The 17,695-nt window shown below is 48.0% G+C and carries 16 protein-coding genes; 3 read left to right on the top strand and 13 right to left on the bottom strand.

Going from position 1 to position 17,695, the window contains the following annotated elements:
* Positions 1-3 precede the first annotated feature (3 nt).
* From ACKFKF_RS12175 to ACKFKF_RS12135, 9 genes are all read right to left on the bottom strand, one after another.
* Positions 4-867, bottom strand: a complete 864-nt coding sequence (locus ACKFKF_RS12175; RefSeq protein ID WP_446867951.1) for an ester cyclase — start codon at positions 865-867, stop codon at positions 4-6.
* Positions 868-947: 80 nt separating this feature from the next.
* The gene (locus ACKFKF_RS12170; protein WP_446867950.1) at positions 948-1,364 is read right to left on the bottom strand and encodes an ester cyclase; all 417 of its coding nucleotides are present in this window, start codon (positions 1,362-1,364) and stop codon (positions 948-950) included.
* A 55-nt stretch (positions 1,365-1,419) separates the two neighbouring features.
* Positions 1,420-1,872: an ester cyclase gene (locus ACKFKF_RS12165; protein ID WP_446867949.1), complete on the bottom strand. Its 453-nt coding sequence runs from the start codon at positions 1,870-1,872 to the stop codon at positions 1,420-1,422.
* A 100-nt stretch (positions 1,873-1,972) separates the two neighbouring features.
* Entirely contained in the window at positions 1,973-2,395 is a 423-nt protein-coding gene (locus ACKFKF_RS12160; protein WP_446860525.1) for a nuclear transport factor 2 family protein, read from the bottom strand.
* 307 nt (positions 2,396-2,702) lie between these two features.
* Complete coding sequence (locus ACKFKF_RS12155) at positions 2,703-3,143, bottom strand: nuclear transport factor 2 family protein (protein ID WP_446867948.1); 441 nt, start codon at positions 3,141-3,143, stop codon at positions 2,703-2,705.
* 343 nt (positions 3,144-3,486) lie between these two features.
* The gene (locus tag ACKFKF_RS12150; protein ID WP_446867947.1) at positions 3,487-5,580 is read right to left on the bottom strand and encodes an iron uptake porin; all 2,094 of its coding nucleotides are present in this window, start codon (positions 5,578-5,580) and stop codon (positions 3,487-3,489) included.
* A gap of 64 nt (positions 5,581-5,644) precedes the next feature.
* Entirely contained in the window at positions 5,645-7,405 is a 1,761-nt protein-coding gene (locus ACKFKF_RS12145; protein WP_446867946.1) for an iron uptake porin, read from the bottom strand.
* A gap of 283 nt (positions 7,406-7,688) precedes the next feature.
* A complete protein-coding gene (locus tag ACKFKF_RS12140) occupies positions 7,689-9,392 on the bottom strand; it encodes a thiamine pyrophosphate-binding protein (RefSeq protein WP_446867945.1) in 1,704 nt (567 codons plus the stop codon).
* A 541-nt stretch (positions 9,393-9,933) separates the two neighbouring features.
* Positions 9,934-10,095 (bottom strand): hypothetical protein, encoded by a 162-nt coding sequence (locus ACKFKF_RS12135; protein WP_446867944.1) that lies wholly within the window; start codon positions 10,093-10,095, stop codon positions 9,934-9,936.
* Between the two features lie 95 nt (positions 10,096-10,190).
* Between ACKFKF_RS12135 and ilvA the strand changes: the two genes are divergently transcribed.
* From ilvA to ACKFKF_RS12120, 3 genes are all read left to right on the top strand, one after another.
* Positions 10,191-11,735 carry a threonine ammonia-lyase, biosynthetic gene (gene ilvA / locus ACKFKF_RS12130; protein ID WP_446867943.1) on the top strand — a complete coding sequence of 515 codons (1,545 nt, stop codon included), beginning with the start codon at positions 10,191-10,193 and terminating at the stop codon, positions 11,733-11,735.
* Between the two features lie 316 nt (positions 11,736-12,051).
* Positions 12,052-12,981: an allantoinase PuuE gene (gene puuE / locus ACKFKF_RS12125; RefSeq protein WP_446867942.1), complete on the top strand. Its 930-nt coding sequence runs from the start codon at positions 12,052-12,054 to the stop codon at positions 12,979-12,981.
* Between the two features lie 365 nt (positions 12,982-13,346).
* Complete coding sequence (locus ACKFKF_RS12120; RefSeq protein WP_446867941.1) at positions 13,347-13,664, top strand: fertility inhibition FinO-like protein; 318 nt, start codon at positions 13,347-13,349, stop codon at positions 13,662-13,664.
* 303 nt (positions 13,665-13,967) lie between these two features.
* On the opposite strand, the gene ACKFKF_RS12115 is transcribed toward ACKFKF_RS12120, so the two are convergent.
* The 4 genes from ACKFKF_RS12115 to ACKFKF_RS12100 all read right to left on the bottom strand — a co-directional run bounded on the left by ACKFKF_RS12115 (position 13,968) and on the right by ACKFKF_RS12100 (position 17,536).
* Entirely contained in the window at positions 13,968-14,642 is a 675-nt protein-coding gene (locus tag ACKFKF_RS12115) for a response regulator transcription factor (RefSeq protein ID WP_446867940.1), read from the bottom strand.
* Entirely contained in the window at positions 14,639-16,156 is a 1,518-nt protein-coding gene (locus ACKFKF_RS12110) for a sensor histidine kinase (RefSeq protein ID WP_446867939.1), read from the bottom strand. The genes ACKFKF_RS12115 and ACKFKF_RS12110 overlap by 4 nt, the downstream gene beginning before the upstream one ends.
* Before the next feature lie 71 nt (positions 16,157-16,227).
* Entirely contained in the window at positions 16,228-17,100 is an 873-nt protein-coding gene (locus ACKFKF_RS12105; protein ID WP_446867938.1) for a cytochrome c biogenesis protein CcdA, read from the bottom strand.
* A 121-nt stretch (positions 17,101-17,221) separates the two neighbouring features.
* The gene (locus ACKFKF_RS12100) at positions 17,222-17,536 is read right to left on the bottom strand and encodes a thioredoxin family protein (protein WP_446860538.1); all 315 of its coding nucleotides are present in this window, start codon (positions 17,534-17,536) and stop codon (positions 17,222-17,224) included.
* Positions 17,537-17,695 lie beyond the last annotated feature (159 nt).

The following is a 17,695-nucleotide window of genomic DNA, read 5'->3' as shown; positions in this document are numbered from 1 at the left end:
TTTTTAGCCGAATGCACCGATTTGTTTCATCAAGCCGAGATCATTTTCGTTAACCCAAATTTCTGCAATTTTGCCGCCTTCGAGAATGAAAATGTCAACACCTTGATCTTTGATGGCATTACCCGTAGCAGGCATACCTAGGAATATACCTTTGTGAGTTCCAGTGATATACCAGCGAGAGGCTACTTTGTTAGCTTCAGCAATCTGCCGCTCAACACTAAATTGAATATCAGGGAAACCAGTTCGTAACCCAGTAACGAATGCTTTTAGACCATCGTGACCGCGAATCGGTTCAGGTAAGGTGGGAATGCGAAAGGTAACACCTTCGGTCATGATTTCGGAAATAATTTCCAATTTGCCCTGATTCATCAACTCGTTGAAGTAGCGATCGACAACTGCTTCATTTAAGTCGATCGGTAACTCTGGAGGCTTGGGAGGCGCAGGCAGGGCACCGATTTGCTGCAATAGTCCGAGGGTATCTTCATTGATTCGAGCTTCGACAAACTTGCCGTTCTCAATCCGAATCCAGGAGATGCCGTCAATTGCAAACGGGTTGCCTTTGGCGGGAATGTCGCCCTTCAGGGTTTTGAGCGGGGTTCCTTTGTGGGTGCCGCGTGCCGTCCAGTGGCCGACTACGGTATCGCCCTGAGCAAGCATGTGTTCAACCGTGAACTTCAGATCGGGAAAGGCACCACGCAACATCGTTACAAGATCTTTGAATTCCTGTCCGCGATACGGCTCGGTGTGGGTGGGATTTGTGAACTCAAATTGGGGGGCAAAGTAGCGATCGACAAAGCTCAAATCACCCGTACTCATTAGCTCGGTGTAGTAACGATTGACTAGCACCTTATTTTCTTCAATAGACATTGGGGTAGCTCCTTGCTCATCGTCATTGAAATTATGGGTCACTTATCATGCAACTAGTACAGAGAACGACCCCCAAAAAACTATGATGCCAATACTTCTGCGATGTTGGTGAAGCCAGCCCAGGTTTTGATAATTTTGCCGTCTCTGAGTTGAGCAAAGTGAATGCCAGTGACATTAACGCGACGATTAGTAGCAGGAAATCCTGCAAACTCATTTGTATGCGTTCCGCTGAACGTGAAGCTTGTCGCTACAATCTCACCACTGGAAACAAAACTATCAATGGAGTAAACCACATCAGGAAAAGAATTGCGGAACGCTGTCACTCGCTTTTTGAAATTCTCACGCCCCTGGACAACGTTGCTGGTCATGCCTGCCAGCTTGGGGACGATAAATTCATAGCTTTCGTCGTATAGCTCATCAATGAGTTCTTGACGATCTTGGGTCAACACTTCGTCAAATAGCGTTGCGAGTGTAGATTTAGAATCTTCGGGGTTCATGAATGTTTCTCCAAAAAGGTTTGCAGGTAGAGGTTAAGAAGTTTGAGTTAGCTGACTATTCACCGAGCAACATGGCGCGAAGCGGGGTGCCATATTCACAGATTCTCAGGTGACGAATTTTGCCATTGGCAAACTGCATATACCAGAGTTCGCCACCTTTAATATATTTATTGGTTGCCGGAACGCCAGCGAAGTCTTTTGCGTGAGTCCCTTCATACAAAACATCGACCGCAAGTGCATCACCTTCCGCAATGCAGTACGCCATTGAGCATTTCACATCAGGGAATGAATCGACGAATGTGCTGGTGAAGAATTTGAAAATGTCGTTACCCTTGAGTCTGCCGTCTGCGGTAGGTACACCGGGCGCTTCCATAACAATGTTGCCGTTGATAAATTCGTCAGCAATATCGCTAATCTTTTTCCGGTTCAGGCCTTCTTCAATAAATCGAGTAAAGCAAGCAATATTTCGCTCTTCAGTTGGAGTCATTGTTTTGTTCCTTAGTTGCATAATGGAATGTTGGACATGGAATGTTGGACATTGGACTTTGAACTACTTGGAACATTCAAGAATCTAGTCTCTTGTCCAAAGTCTTTAGTCTTCAGTCTCTTTAGACCAAACGATCGGGAATCGGTTTCAAATGGTAAGCTTCCCAAAAGAAAGCGTCGTAGCCGTGCTGGTTAGCCATTAACACTTGTACTTCGGTGATTTTGCCGTTCTCGACGGTGTAGTGATTGCAGTTCAACGCTTGTAGTTTTGTGCCATTCACATCACCTGTTGCCCGATACATTTCAACGACCGTGCCAGAGTTCAATTCACCCATGCCGATCGGCGTTACTTGCAGCCCTAAACCTCGCAAACGCCCAAAAAAAGCGAGAACCTCATCAACGCCGTGTTTGGTTCCCGCGAGGGGGTGGTGTCCGGGTAGGTGCCACTTCAAATCTTCTGCAAAGACCTCTGCTTTGAGGGTAGTCATATCGCCTGACTTAAAGCAGTGATACATCTTTTCAACAACTTCGACACTCGAAGACATAGCCGCTCCTGATGCTGCTGAGAAATAGGAATTGATTGAAAAATAGAAGATCGAGTGAGACGATCGCAGACAAAAAGTTGTCCCTTTACGCCGCCTCAAGAACTCGATTGACGAACTCTGTATTCCCACTGAGGGTATTCGCCCAACACCCACTTATGGAAAAGCTTTACGAAATCTGAATCTTGTTTGAGTGTTCCCACTTAAGGCAGCAGTGCAACAAGATGGGAAAGGATTCACAGAAGTTTACAACTGGGGAAAAACTTTGGACTCAAGACAAGACAGGTTTCGAGTCTAATGTTTAATATCTCTACAACGTGGCTGATCCTTCGTAGTACTTCAATTCATCAACAATGTAAGTGGCGACAACAGGAGTGCCTAGCGTCGATCGCTTGACTGTCCAGGTTTGGTAAGCATCAAGAACAATACGTTTGCTGTAGGGTTCGGGAGCATTCCACACGCTGGCTTCCCATTTGACGACCACTTTGACATCGGTTGCATCTTCAGAAGTGGAAATGGTTTTGACATCTTTGACGGTATGAACTTCATCAAAGAAGATGCTAACCACGCGCTCATACCAGCCTGTAAACCCTGCAAATCCACGAACCGTTGCCTCTGGAAAAACCATTTCGACATCCTCTGCCAACAGAGGTAAGTAGTTTTCCAAGGGTTCATGCACATCAAGCTTTTGATACCAGGCTTCAGCAAATTCTTGAAGTTCGGTTTGAGTCAGTGCAGCCGAATTACTCATAAGTTTCCTGCGAATAGGTGGATAGTAGCTGCTGAATAAAGTCTAAAAGTATTGCTGTTCAAAACTTTCTACTGATTGAGAAGGTCAGCGATCGTCGCTCACAAGCTTATTTAGATCCTGAATTCTACGCAACTAGCATCCTTGTTATATACCGAAGCTACATCCGTAGTTTTAAGTAGGTCTACAGAGAAAATTTACTTTATTGTTATCATCGATCGCAATAATACTGACAGGTTTGTTGAAGTAGGCAAGTTAAATAAGTTCAAAGTTCTTGATTGCAAAAAGCAGGCGGAAAAGCAGCTACAGCTTCTCTCACCTGCCTGATATTGAATTCGCTCTACCGTTAGAAACTAAACTGAGTGCGAATGTTGAAGATAGCGATCGTTGGATTGCTGCTGAAGTTGTTGGCGTTGAAGATAAACTGCACGTTGGGAACGATCGCAATGTTATTCGTCACTGGGTAAAAGTAAACGCCTTCTAGTTCATATTGAATTCCGCCGTCGCCTGCTCCCGAAACTAGATAGTCGCGCCCCTTAGTGTAATTGAACGGCATCACAAAAGAAACGGTTCCCTGTGCGCCTCGTTTAAACAAGTCTAGAACTGTGAAACCAAACTGAAAAGACTGTGTATTGATATTGCCACTGCGCGACTTGATCTGAGCATTCAGCCGCGTATCTGCAAATCCATACCGCCCAAAAATTCCGACTCGCCGATTGAGCAGCCAATCAAAATTGACCTGAAAAATGTTGGACTGAGCATTGTTTAATCCGCCGCCAAATCCATCATCCGCCAATCCATTGATCGGTGCCCCACTTACCAGTTTGACAGGACTCGTCACCGGAACTTGATTGTCCAAAAATTGAGTTCTGGCCTGACTGTTAGCCCGACTGTACATCACCCTAAAATTGAAGGCTGGATCAGGCTTGTAGGTGAGTTCTACCGTTAGACTATTCGTGCCGCCAAACAGTCCTTCTGCGGGGCTAGAAGCTGAGTTAAAGGGCAAAAGATTTTGGCTGCCATATTCATTGCCTTCTGCAAGATAGCCCAGGCGCAAGTCGAGTTTAGGACTTAAAGGGGAAATCAAAATCGCTCCAGCACCGCGCCTTACATCATTGGTCAGGGTGCCTGCGATCGAGTTCAGTGAGGTCGTTCCTGTTGCAAAAAAGGTAAAGGGGTTGGCATCAAAAAAGCGGAACCAATTGATTCTCGGCCCAACGACTAGACGACCATTGCCTAACACCGGAAATTCATAGGCGAGTTCTCGCAAAACAACGGGGGCACCAGGGCCGAGATACGCGCCTGCATCGGTAAACGGAATCCCCGTACTGTTGATCGTAGAGGTCGCAGAGGTAACAAAGTTGGCGGGTGAAATGCCCTGTCCCATTGCCAATTGAGTAATCAGCAAGTCCTTTCCGGTGAAAGAAGATCCCAGGTTGAGCCAAACCAATCCGCTAGAGGTGGCGTTGGGGTTTTTGACGCGCTGAGTGAGTGGAGCCGATCGCACATTCGCTCCAGACGGTACACTGCGAAATCCAACTTCTCGCACCAAGCCATTCGCACCCGACAACGCTGAATAGTTGAAGTAGCCTAACCCAAACAGCTTAGAAGTGAAGGAAAAGCGATCGGTCTCTAACTTGCGAGTTCTGGCTTCTAAGAGATCGACTCGTCCTTTGAGGGCCGTGATTTCTGTGCCAAATTCGGCTTGCAGTTTTTCGAGGGTGACGAGATCCTCTTTGGCGACAAGATTGCTCGTCGCGGTGACAGCGAGTTCGTTAATGCGATCAAGACAGGCATTCAGTCCGGCGGCAAATTCAAACCGGGTGAGGGCACGTTGCGAAGCAGTTCCCCCTCTGGGGTAAACGCCGCGAAAGGTTTTGTCAGGATAGCCCGCAATACAGCCATATCGTTCCACTAGAGATTGCAGTGCTGTAAACGCCCAGTCAGTTGGTTTGACATCGATGATTTGAGCGACAGACGTGACTTGAGCGATCGGCGTAGTTGCCAAATCTTCTTCGGGGTCGCTGGTGTCAAATGTCCAGTCTAAAGTGCTTGCTTTTTCGAGTTCCGTCAGTCCCACTTTACGATTGATGGGAATGTCTAAGGACTGATCTTCGCTGCCTTCGTAGGCGTATTGATCAAGTTGGTTGAGAAGTGGATTTTGGGTTTGACGATTTTGACTAGCGATCGCGGCATCTTTGCTGCTTTCGTTCACATACTGATCAACCTGATTTAAGGCAGCGTTTTCACCTTGAACGTTCCCTTTCGCGTAGTCTTCAACAGTCTGTAATGACGCTGTAGCAGTAGCACTTGAACTTCTTGGAGGCAATGATTCTGCGCTGGCAACTTTAGCAATCAACAGAATGGCAGTTAGCGCGATCGGATTCAATAACGTGGCGTGTAAAAGTAATGATCTGCGCCAATCTTTTGGCGACTTCATCCCGATACCCATTGGCTTTTCTCAACTGAATTTCTTGAACGTTGTAAACCTTGCTCCGAGGCAGCTAGAAGGAGAAAACCGTCCGCAGGGTTCCGGTGAAGATGGCTCCTCGTTCTCGGTTGTTGAGGGGGTCGGTGATGATTTGAATCAGGGGCGTGATCCGAATTGCAGCACTGACCGGGTAGTTGTAAAATAGTTCGTAGTTAGTTTGCGTTCCCGTGACGCTCGTCTGAACTTCGTTTTCCTGAAAGATTAACGGTTGGGCAACCGATAAACCCGCCAGCGCATCTTTCACAAACAAATTAGGAAGGGCCACGCCTGCCTGCCAATAGCTCGGTTTTGCACCGCCAAAAAAGGCATTGGGGAAGAAGTTAGGCGAATATCCTACACGACCAAAGATCGCGAAATTCTCCGAAAAAGCGTACTCAGCATTGGCCCCAAACGCTGTATATTTTCTGCCGCCCACTTCACCATTCGCGTATTGAAACCGCACCGCAAACCGCTTAGAAGGTGAATATTCCGCTTCGACAATACCCACGTAGGGATCGCCAAATAGTCCGCCGCGTCGGTTGTTGCGAGGGTTGCCATAAGCATCGGTAATTGATCCCAACCCCGTTGGTAAAGTGGTCAAACCTGTTGGATTGGTGACGGTCGCATCCTGGGCAGCGTAGACGGCTCTAAAGGTAAAGGCTCCTTGTTTGGGTCGCCAAATCGCGGCGGCACCAGAGGCCGTAAAGTCACGACCAAATAGCAAAATGTTGCTCGTCAGAACGGTAGTCGAGAAGTTGTTGGCGTTGTCAAACTGCTTGTTGGAGTAGGTGTTGAAGTCTACATAGTCGGAGGCAAAGCCGCGAGGAAACAGCACGATCGACAAGTCGTTACCAACCGGAAAGGTATAGCTCAATCGATTGAGTTGAAAGCCATTGCCTGTTGTCGGCGAATAGAACAATCCGCTAGAAGCATCCGCTAAATAGTCCGCCGCATCAAAGGCAACACCGGGAGACTGGCTCGATCGCAAAACGGGCGTTCCGGTCGAGACTTGTAGCTGGGTCTGGAGTCGATCGCGTCCCGTAAAACTGGTATCCAACGTCAAGCGCACACGACTAATAAAAATGGCGTTGGGGTCGTCACCGTTGCGGTTTTGCAGACCTGCGTTGACGGCAAAAATTGCTTGTCCTGATAGCCTTGTCGTGGTGGAGAACTGAAACATTTCTAGTCGAGCAGTGCGGCCTTCGAGGGCATCGACTCGGCCTCTTAAGGTCGTCAGTTCTTTAGAGAATTCTTTTTGTAGTTTGTCCAGCGTTTCGACATCGGCGCGAGAAACTTTGTCAGACATGCCCGCTTCGATCAGTTCATTCACCCGATTGAGGGCGGCGTTGAGTCCCGCAGCAAATTCGTAGCGAGTCATGGCGCGATTGCCCTTAAAGGTGCCGTCGGGATAGCCTTCGATCACACCGTAGCGCTCGACCAAAGACTGCAACGCTTGAAAAGCCCAATCAGACGGTTTGACATCCGACAAGCCAGAAACTGATGTGACACGCGCGATCGTAAACGGTTCGAGTCGAGGAGTTTTGGACACCGAAGGGACGATCGCAGGTTCAACAGGCTCAACCGCTTGCATGACTTCGGTTGTCAGAATCGCAGCTTCGCGGTCAACTGAGAGATTTTGAACGGTTTCTAGTGAAGTTTCTGGGACTGACTGAACCGCCGCAAAACCAGGAGCCGTCATCCACAAAATCAGAAATGCAGTCGCGGGACTCATCAACAAAAACGTCCATCCGCATCGAGATAGACCGTTGGAAAAAGAAGAGATTGGGTTGCTCATCACACCAAAATTATTGAGAGGCTCTAATAGTTTTTAGAAATCTTGTACCGGGCTATTGCGATCGACAGGAATACAAATCACTGATCATTCGTCTTGATCACGACTCACCAGGAATGGGCAAATGATACAGAGATGAACGATCGCATCAACGAGATAGGAACACACAAAAGATACTTGCGGAATCGCAGACTAATGTCAGAATTACTGAGACCATGGATAAGATTACATCACTCTGAGAAGCGCGATCACAATTGTATCCATGATTTTATTTTTCTCAGTAATATTACTGGCACATTTGAGTAATCATTTCAGGCTGAATATTGCCCTCGATCACCACGTCGAGTAAGAATGGCCCTTTGTGAGAGAGTGCTTTCGCGATCGCAGGCGCAATCTCTTCAGGCTGCTCAATGCGAATGGCAGGCACTCCCATCGATCGAGCCATCTGATCAAACTGAATCGCTGGATAAGACAGATCAAAACTCAGCGGAAAATCATGAGCCGGAATCGCTTGCTCTTGCCAATACGCCTGAATGTTTAACTGTAACAATTTGTACGATCGATTATTACAGACTACAAACTTAGCATCGACATTGTGACGTACAGCCGTCCATAGCGCTTGTATCGTATACATACTGCCACCATCCCCCGTAAAGCCAATCACTGTCTTATCAGGATGAGCTAACTTCACACCGATCGCGCCTGGAATGCCCACTCCCAATGATCCGCCACGAGTCACAAAATAATGTCCCGATTGCGTCGTCGGTCGATAGCGCACCACATCAGGAGAACAAGTCAACGCCTCATCAAAGATCACCACATCTTCGGGTAAATGCTTGGCAAGCTCTTCCATAAATTGGCAAAAGTGGAGCGGCGTTGCCTCTTCAAAGGCTTTGTCGGCTTCTAGCGCCAGCGATCGCTTCACTGCTTTCTGTCTCGCCAGGTTGTCGATGCGCGATGCGGCGGCTTGTCGTTGTTCGGGCGTTAGAATCGCTTCCAGAGCGGCGGCCAATTGGGCGAGCGATCGTTTGGGGTCACTCACTACGCCAATGTCAACGGGATGATTTTTTGCAATTTCATAGGCATTTAAGTCAATGTGCAACACTTTGGCATCAGGAGCAAACACACTGCCTAGATCAGGAAAAACTTCTGGCAAAATGTAAGTTCCACAGACCAGATTGACATCCCCTTTTTGCAAAATCGGACGGCTCTGATACCCAAACATATGTCCGGTAGAACCCTGATAAAGCGGGTGAGTTTGACTCATATTGAGTTCGCCGTTATCGGCTTCCCATACTTCTGCACCCAGCAGTTCTGCGACGTGGGTTAATTCATCTTGTGCATCTGAATAAGCAATGCCATCTCCAATAAAGATCATGGGGTTAGCAGCATTAGCTAACAGGTGAGCCATCTCATGAGTAATCGCATCTTCTGGAACGGTGCGAGTTGAAGGAATGCAAGTCGGAAAGATCGGTTCAACACAGGGCTGATCCAAGATGTCGGCAGGCAAACAAATGTAGACGGGGCCCATTGGTGGAGTAGACGCAATCTTGATCGCCCGCCGCAACACCCGCAGCAGAGAAGACGAATCTAAAACCATCGTTGACCATTTGGTGACAGGTTCTGCGAGAGCGACCAGATCTCCCGCCATCTGTGCATCCATGCCCATGTATTTAATTCCTGCATCGCCACCAATCACGACTAAAGGAGAATGTCCACGTTTGGCTTGATATAGCGCACCAATTCCATTCCCCACACCGGGAGTGCTATGAAGCTGTACGATCGTTGGTTTTTTAGTCGCGCGTGCATGACCATCGGCCATCATTACAGCAACAGATTCTTGTAGCGTCAATATATATTTCAATTGAGGATAAGCGGACAAAGCATCCAAAAAGCCTTGCTCGACGGTGCCAGGATTGCCAAAAATATACTCAATTCCATCTGCAACTAATTGTTCTAAAATCGCAAAGCGTCCTGTCTTTTCTGCCATTGCTGCCTCCGGGCGGGGAAGTTTTGAGGAAGTGCGATCGCGATCTTACTGAGTAAGGAAAGTGTCATGAAGGAGTCATGAAGACTATGTAATCCGCTCCGCTTCGATAAAATGCCCCAAAATTCTGCCGAACACCCACTTCTTTCACAAATTTTTTGAGCAGTCTCTTTATAAGCGAGACGCTGTATTCAGCATTTACACGGTAAATATAGTAGTTTTTTACACTAAGCGAGAATTGATGAGTGACGATCGTCCACAGTTTGTTTTAGGAACAGCCGCGCCAGGTCAAACCGTCTTGCGGCAGCAGTTCTGCGTTTTGAAAAATGGCTCTCACTGCAACAGAAAATCTAGGATAATGTTGGTATCAAATAAAGTCACTAAAGATACTTCTCCACCTGTCGTTCCTCCAACATTGCAGCTACTTCTTCGTCCGTTGGTGCAGGTTGAGCTGTTTTGAGCAAGCCTCGCATCCGCTGAATCGCACTAGCGCGATCGACCTGGAAAATAGGCTGCTCTTGAAAAGACTCAATGATGGCCTTGACTAGGGCAAGGTACGATCGCTCGGTGACAGTTTAAAGACCTGCTCTTTCAGTTCTTGGCTCAACATACTCCTGAATTTGAAGGCATCTACGATAGCATGAGCGATCTGCTGACACAACGTTACGTAATTAGGCTCTCCATGCCGCGCCTCAACAATCAACATAGAGCTTCCGTCATGGCTAACAATCAATTAGAGTAGGTTTTCCATCCATCCTTTATGCTTCAGTCCTCATTCCCCCCACAAGCAAGTCAGGTACAATGATTTCTCATCCTGCCTCTGCAAACTGTGCCATGCCCTCTGATTATCTTGAGAAAATTTTGAATGCTCGCGTCTATGAGGTTGCCCAAGAGACTCCCTTGGATTATGCGCCCAATCTGTCTGCACGATTAGGGAATAAAGTCCTGCTCAAGCGTGAAGATATGCAGTCGGTGTTCTCCTTCAAACTGCGAGGGGCTTACAACAAGATGGCGCAGCTTCCCCCAGATGTGCTGGCTCAAGGCGTGATTGCAGCCTCGGCGGGAAACCATGCTCAAGGCGTTGCGCTGGGTGCCCGTCATTTGGGAACCACTGCCATGATTGTCATGCCGTTGACGACTCCCCAGGTAAAAATTAAGGCCGTCAAAGCGCGGGGCGGAGAAGTGATATTGCATGGTGATACGTATGATGAGGCGTATGCGTATGCACGACAGCTAGAAGCCGAGAAAAATCTGACTTTTATCCATCCTTTTGATGATCCGGATGTGATTGCAGGACAGGGTACGATCGCGATGGAAATGCTGCGTCAATGTCAACAGCCGATTCATGCCATTTTTGTGGCCATTGGCGGGGGTGGTTTGATTTCTGGAATTGCGGCTTATGTAAAACGGCTGCGTCCCGAAATTAAAATTATTGGGGTTGAGCCAGTGGATGCCGATGCGATGTCACAATCGTTGCAGGCGGGACACCGCATTAAGTTGTCGCATGTGGGATTGTTTGCGGATGGGGTCGCCGTGAGTCAAGTCGGGGTAGAAACCTTTCGGCTCTGTCAGCAGTATGTTGATGAAGTGATGATTGTTGATACGGATGATATTTGTGCGGCGATCAAGGACGTATTTGAAGATACGCGATCGATTCTAGAACCCGCTGGGGCGCTGGCGATCGCTGCTGCAAAAGCTTATGTGGAGCGGGAACAGATTCAAAATCAAACGCTGATCGCGGTGGCCTGCGGGGCGAATATGAACTTCGATCGCTTGCGATTTGTGGCAGAACGCGCCGAATTTGGGGAACGTCGAGAAGCGATTTTTGCCGTCACGATTCCTGAAGAACAGGGCAGCTTACGCAAGTTTTGTGAGTGTATTGGTCGGCGCAGTTTGACTGAGTTTAATTACCGAATAGCAGATGAAAAGATCGCCCACATTTTCGTCGGAGTGCAAATTCAAAATCGAGCGGATGCGGCTCAAATTGTCTCGACGTTTGAAGCGAATGGCTTTAGCACGATCGACTTAACCGATGATGAATTAGCGAAACTGCATCTCAGACATATGGTAGGCGGGCGATCGCCCCTGGCTCACAATGAGTTGCTTTACCGCTTTGAGTTTCCCGAACGTCCGGGTGCGTTGATCAAGTTTCTCACCTCGATGTGTCCCGATTGGAATATCAGTCTATTTCACTATCGCAATCATGGAGCAGACTATGGGCGCATCGTCGTCGGAATGCAGGTGCCCCCTCATGAGATGACCGAATGGCAAGCGTTTCTCGATACGCTGGGCTACCGCTACTGGGACGAAAGCCAAAACCCCGCCTATAAGTTGTTCTTGTCCTAAATGTAACGTGACTTCGATGGAGTTTTCTCACTTCGTTGTTCAGCACTTCCGCCCCCCAACCCCCCAATTTGGGGGACTTTGAGACAATATTTCTCGTTCAGAGTCCCTCACTCATGGGGGATTTAGGGGGCTGATCGGATTGGTAACCATCGTGAAGGATTATCATCGAATTCACGTTAAATGAAGGTTGATTTGAAGCATGACACACAACACCCGCAACGGTGACGATCGCTAACCCAAATCATTGCAGCAACTAGAAGCATCTATTTCAAAAGCCCTGAATTCGTACAGAACTACCCTTCAGCAAACTCTAAGCATGTCAACACAATCCTTCAGAGATCAAGATTCTGAGTATCCCAGAGATATGGTCGGCTATGGGCGCAACCTTCCGGATGCTAAATGGCCCGATCGAGCGCGAATAGCCGTACAGTTTGTGATCAACTATGAGGAAGGTGGCGAAACCTGTATTTTGCATGGTGACCAGGCATCGGAAACCTTTCTATCCGAGATTGTGGGAGCCGTTCCACTCAACGGAATGCGCCATATGAACATGGAATCTTGCTATGAATATGGCAGTCGATCGGGCTTTTGGCGCTTACATAGACTCTTCACAGCGCGAGGAATTCCAGTCACGGTTTACGGGGTAGCGATGGCACTGGAGCGCAATCCGGAGGCAGTGGCGGCGATGAAAGAGGCGCAGTGGGAAATTGCCAGTCATGGGTATCGCTGGATTGACTACAAATATTTTGGCGAAGCGGCGGAGCGAGACCATTTATATCAAGCGATCGATCTGCATACTCGTGTGACGGGCGATCGTCCGTTGGGCTGGTATACGGGTCGTACTAGCGCGTTTTCTCGCAAATTGGTGATTGAGGAAGGAGGGTTTCTCTACGATTCAGACAGCTATGCGGATGATTTGCCGTATTGGGTTCAGGAGTCTGGAAAGTCCCATTTGGTGATTCCTTACACGTTAGATAACAACGATATGCGATTCGCCACCAGTCAGGGGTTTAACTCTGGCGATCAGTTTTTTGCATACTTGCGTGATTCATTTGATCTACTCTATGCAGAAGGAGAAACCGCACCCAAAATGATGAGCGTGGGATTACATTGTCGATTGGTAGGCAGACCTGGAAGAGCAATGGCATTGTTGAAATTTTTAGATTACGTTCAGAAACACGATCGCGTTTGGCTCTGCCGCAGAATTGATATCGCAAATCATTGGCACGAACATCACAAGCCTTAATAGAAACGAAAGTATTCTGAATTAGAACCCTATGAGCGATCTAACTTTTTCTGAATCTAGATGATCCACTTGTACCGCGATTCCTTGCCCGCCTGCTTGATTGACTAATTCTGCGGTTTCTTCAATGGTTTCATGGGCGATTATACTCTATTGTTGGGTGCGGGTGCTTCGTCCTATCAACCCAAGGGTGAGGGAACTCATCGTGTTTCGTGACCCCGTGGATGGGGAGTCTCGAACACCTTTGATCTAGGGAACCTGTTCGCAAGTGACCCTAACCAGTAGCGTGATTCATCCTCTGTCTTTTCCAGATGTTGAAATCGACGTGCTGAGGTTGATTCATTGACCACTGTTAAGGAGAATGATTAATGCAAAACTTTGGAGAACACACCATGACCGTCACTGGAAAACTTGAACTCACCATCAAAATCAACGAACTGCCGGATGCAAAGACTGTAGACAATGGCTGGAAATCTTTTGAGGTGGACTGCGATGGGCAAATCATCTCCATGACCGTCAAGCCCAAAGTCTGGAAGAAACTGGAGGATGCTCAAACCAACTTTCCCATGTGGGTTGCCGCGATCGCCGGGAAGATGGGACAACCGACCGAAAAAGGATTTGTTCTTCTCGAACCCAACATCCAGGTGTTTGAGAAGAAACCGAAAGAAACCGCAGCAGCCGGATGAGACGAGTCATTAGCGTATGACGACGGCAGCGACCCCTTGCAGGTATCTCGAAGAGATCGGCAGTATGAGATGGTGGATGGGAATTAGTTGAGATGCCACCAGAGATTTCGATCGGGGGGTTGTCAGCCGGACGACGTAACTTGTCATCAATTACATTTACATAGAAGTTACCCCTATCAATGTTGTTCGGAGGCAGTAGGGCGATCGGTTGGTTATGGCTCCAAAAACTGTGTCGAGTGGTTACCCAACCAAATCTAGCTAGGTTATTGCTGACCAAATGAGCGTTACTATTTCTCCAGGATGCTATGCTCGTAGCCGATACCCAACTCCTCGAACGGTTTCAATCAAGTCACTACCCAGCTTCTTGCGGAGTTGTTTGACATAAGCATCCACGATATTGGAACCCGGATCATAGTCATAACCCCAGATACGGTTCAATAATTGTTCTCGGCTCATCACCTGCATGGGGTGGCGGAGGAAGATCTCAGCAAGGGCAAACTCTTTTACGGACATCTCAATTAATTGTGTCCCTATCCACACTTGCCGCGTCAGTAAGTCGAGAACAATCTCGCCGACCTGAAGTGTCGTTTCTTTACCGCTTTTAGTTTTTGCTACTACGTTGTCTCGCAGTTGAACCCGCACTCGCGCTAAGAGTTCGTTAAACTCAAATGGCTTTGTTACATAGTCATTCGCGCCGCTTTCTAGCGCAGTTACGGTATCTTCTACTTCATCTTGGGCCGTGAGGATAATAATTCGCAATCGTTCTCCGCGTCCGCGTATTTCCTCTAAAACTTGCCAGCCATCTTTACCCGGCAATCCTAAATCGAGAATCAGTAAATCAAAGTCTTCGCTGTGTGCCATTGCGATCGCTTCGACTCCATTTTTCGCGATCGTCGTTGTGAATCCGCTAGCACGGAATCCCTTTTCTAGAAAAGCAGCAATGCGAGCTTCATCTTCGGCAATCAACAATCGATTCATGGCTGTTTCTTTGGCGATAAGGACTGTCGAATTGGGGCAACTGAAGGGGGTCGAACTGGAAGATTCACATCGGGGCGCTGCTGGGGCACCATCACAGTAAAGGTTGCTCCTTCTCCCAGACGACTAAAGAGTTCGACGGTGCCACCATGAGCTTTGATCAGAGCTTGTACGATCGATAACCCTAATCCAGCCCCTTCGGATCGGCGTTCGCTCTCTGAGCCTCTCGTAAATCGATCGAAGATGCGTTCTTGATCCTCAAGAGAAATGCCTTCGCCAGTATCGCGCACCCAGAACTGAATAGTGCCATTGACAATTGCAGAACCAATAGCGATCGTGTCTCCAGCCTGAGTATACTGTGTCGCATTCTGTGCCAAATTCATGATCACTTGCGTCAGACGTTGGCGATCGCAAACCATTTCACCTCGACCAATGGCTTCTAGTTTCCAGTTTCGAGGTGCGAGTCCTCGCGCTTTTGCAAAGAGTTCTTGTGTAAACGGTTCAAGGTCAACCACACTGGAACGCAAAAAATTGGGACGCTCAGCACGCATGAGCAACAATAAATCATTGACGAATCGATTCATTCGCCTCAGTTCATCGCGCACTAAAGCAACCGTCGCTTGGCGTTCTTCGGGGTCATCGCCCAAGAGTTCTAAATGTCCCTGAATAATCGTGATGGGTGTTCGGAGTTCATGACTGACATCTTTGATGAATTCTTGCTGGCTTGTGAATGCGGCTTGAAGGCGATCGAGCATCTGATTAAAGGTAAGCGTGAGATCTGCTATCTCATCGGTTCCCCGGACGGTCATACGCTTTGACAAGTCGGTTTCAGTAATCATCTGAGCGGTATCGCTTAACTGGCGTAACGGAGCGAGAAGCCGTCCCGCGGTGAACCAGACGATCACCATAAACAATATCATCATCGCGGTCGTCACCTGAACAACTAGCGCAAGCGTTGTTTCACCCATCTGGTAACGTAAGGTCGCATCGTAGAGTCCAACGATCGCACCCGTTTGCCCAGCAAGTTGAAGCGGCTCTACAACCCGAATGATGTAATCTTCTTGAACAGAGGAGCGATCGGGTTGCGCTTGTGCCCATTGTCGAATTAGGTCAGCATTCTCATGAAGAGCAAGCGGCAATTTGGACGATCGGGCGGAGTAGAGTTGATTGTTAACAACGAGAACCAAAGATTTATTAGGATCGTTGATTTGACTTTGCGTAAACTGTTCTAGTGTTTCAACCAGAACATCTGGTGAGCGTTGAGATGGGTTTGTTTGAGCCATTCGCTGTTCTAACGCGCTGATGTCTCGCTGCAATTGTTGTGCGGCTTGCTGTTGTTCTAGTTCGCAGAAGATCTTAAAGGTTGCCCACACCGAAATGAGGGTAATGCAAAGGGTGAGTAGAAAGTACCAAATGAGCAGGCGCGATCGGACTCCAGCAAAGGTGCTACCCCATTCCCGGAGCCGTTTTAGATTGATTCGGAGCGACTGCTTGCCTTTAAAACTGTTGTTTCTCATAATCTGCGCCTGTTGCAAACATCTCATCAAGGATGCGTCACCGTTAACTCATCCTTGATCAGTCATCCTTGTTATAGAAACCAGTGAATTCCATTGACCAGATAGAACCCACCTGCCAGCATCAACGCGGCACTGCCAACGCGAATCACCCAATCTGATTTTCCTAGAATAACGCGACTTTGCTTTACGAGTCCCGCATACAAACTAGCGAAGAAGATAACAGCCGTGTAACCCAATCCATAACTCATCAACGTGACCACACTGATGAACTGAGAGCCTGTTGCGGCGGCGGCTGCAATCACCGCAAATAGCACCGGACTGGAGCAAGGAGAACTCACGAGTGCAAACGTCAGCCCAATGCCGTAAGGCCCCGCTGCCGATACAGACGCTTTCGGTTGTGGCAAGGGCAAGTGAATGATTCCCGCAAAGCTGAGTCCCATGACTAGAATGATTGCCCCTACTACAACGTTAAAGTATCCTCGATAATCAACGAGGACTGCTGCTGCGAAGGATGCGAACAATCCGAACAAGCTGAACACCGTAACTACACCCAAAACGAACAATCCAGCTTTATTAAAGGCGGCTCGACGCGAGGTGATTTTGAGCGTGCCGATATAGCTGAGATTGACAGGCAGCAAAGACAGAATACAAGGCGAGATACTTGCAATCAATCCACCTACGAATGCTAAAGGCACAAGCACGATCGGATCACTCAAATTTTGCTGCTCTAACCATTGCTGATAAGGAGCCTGAATGTGACCGACTAGCTCAGTGAGGTAGAGATACCAGCCAGATAGATGCGGGGAAACGAGGGCAAGAACTAAGGCACCGAGAAATAGACCGCCATAGAAGAGTGTTTTAGACGTGAAGGAGAACTTGTGCGGGTTCTTTTGTGGCATTGGGGCCACAATTTCGAGTGAACTCGGAGTCTGTTGAGATTTCATTGCGGCTTCTCCTAGTTGATTGAGCAGTTTTGCATTGAAGGGATGATTCAGATATCAGCGAGATGCTCACACTTCTGATGAATTCTGGTTTAGGTTGTGTGAGCATCTTGCTCGTATCCGGTTAGATTGCTTGCTGCACTAAGTTCGCGTAGTGCTGCTTGGGTTGTAAGCCTACAAGTCGTCCAATCTCTTGTTCTTGCTGGAACAATACAACTGTGGGAACGCTGCGGACATCCAGTTCCATTGCTAATTCTGGTTCTTCGGTGATGTCGATTTCGATCAGATGCAGGTGATCTGCATGTTCTTGTGCCAGTCGCTCTAAAACAGGTTTGAGTGTGATACAACCGCCACAATGCGGAGCCACAAATTTCGCTAGAATCGGTCTTTCGGATTGTTGTTGAAGTAAGGACAATGCAGACTGTGATGTTTGAATCATGGTAATTGGCTCCGTTGATTGAAAGGGAAGGTAAAGAACAAGATGTTAGGAACGGGCACTGACACGCTGGATCGCACGCTCAATGCCATTCACATAGTCTTGTTGATCAATAGTCCGGACGATTTTTAGGAGAGGGAATCGACAAGAAAGCCATCGATC

It is taken from the genome of Phormidesmis sp. 146-12 (assembly GCF_052939495.1).
Note: the sequence above shows the minus strand (reverse complement) of the source record. Positions and strands in the feature narration are given on the sequence as shown.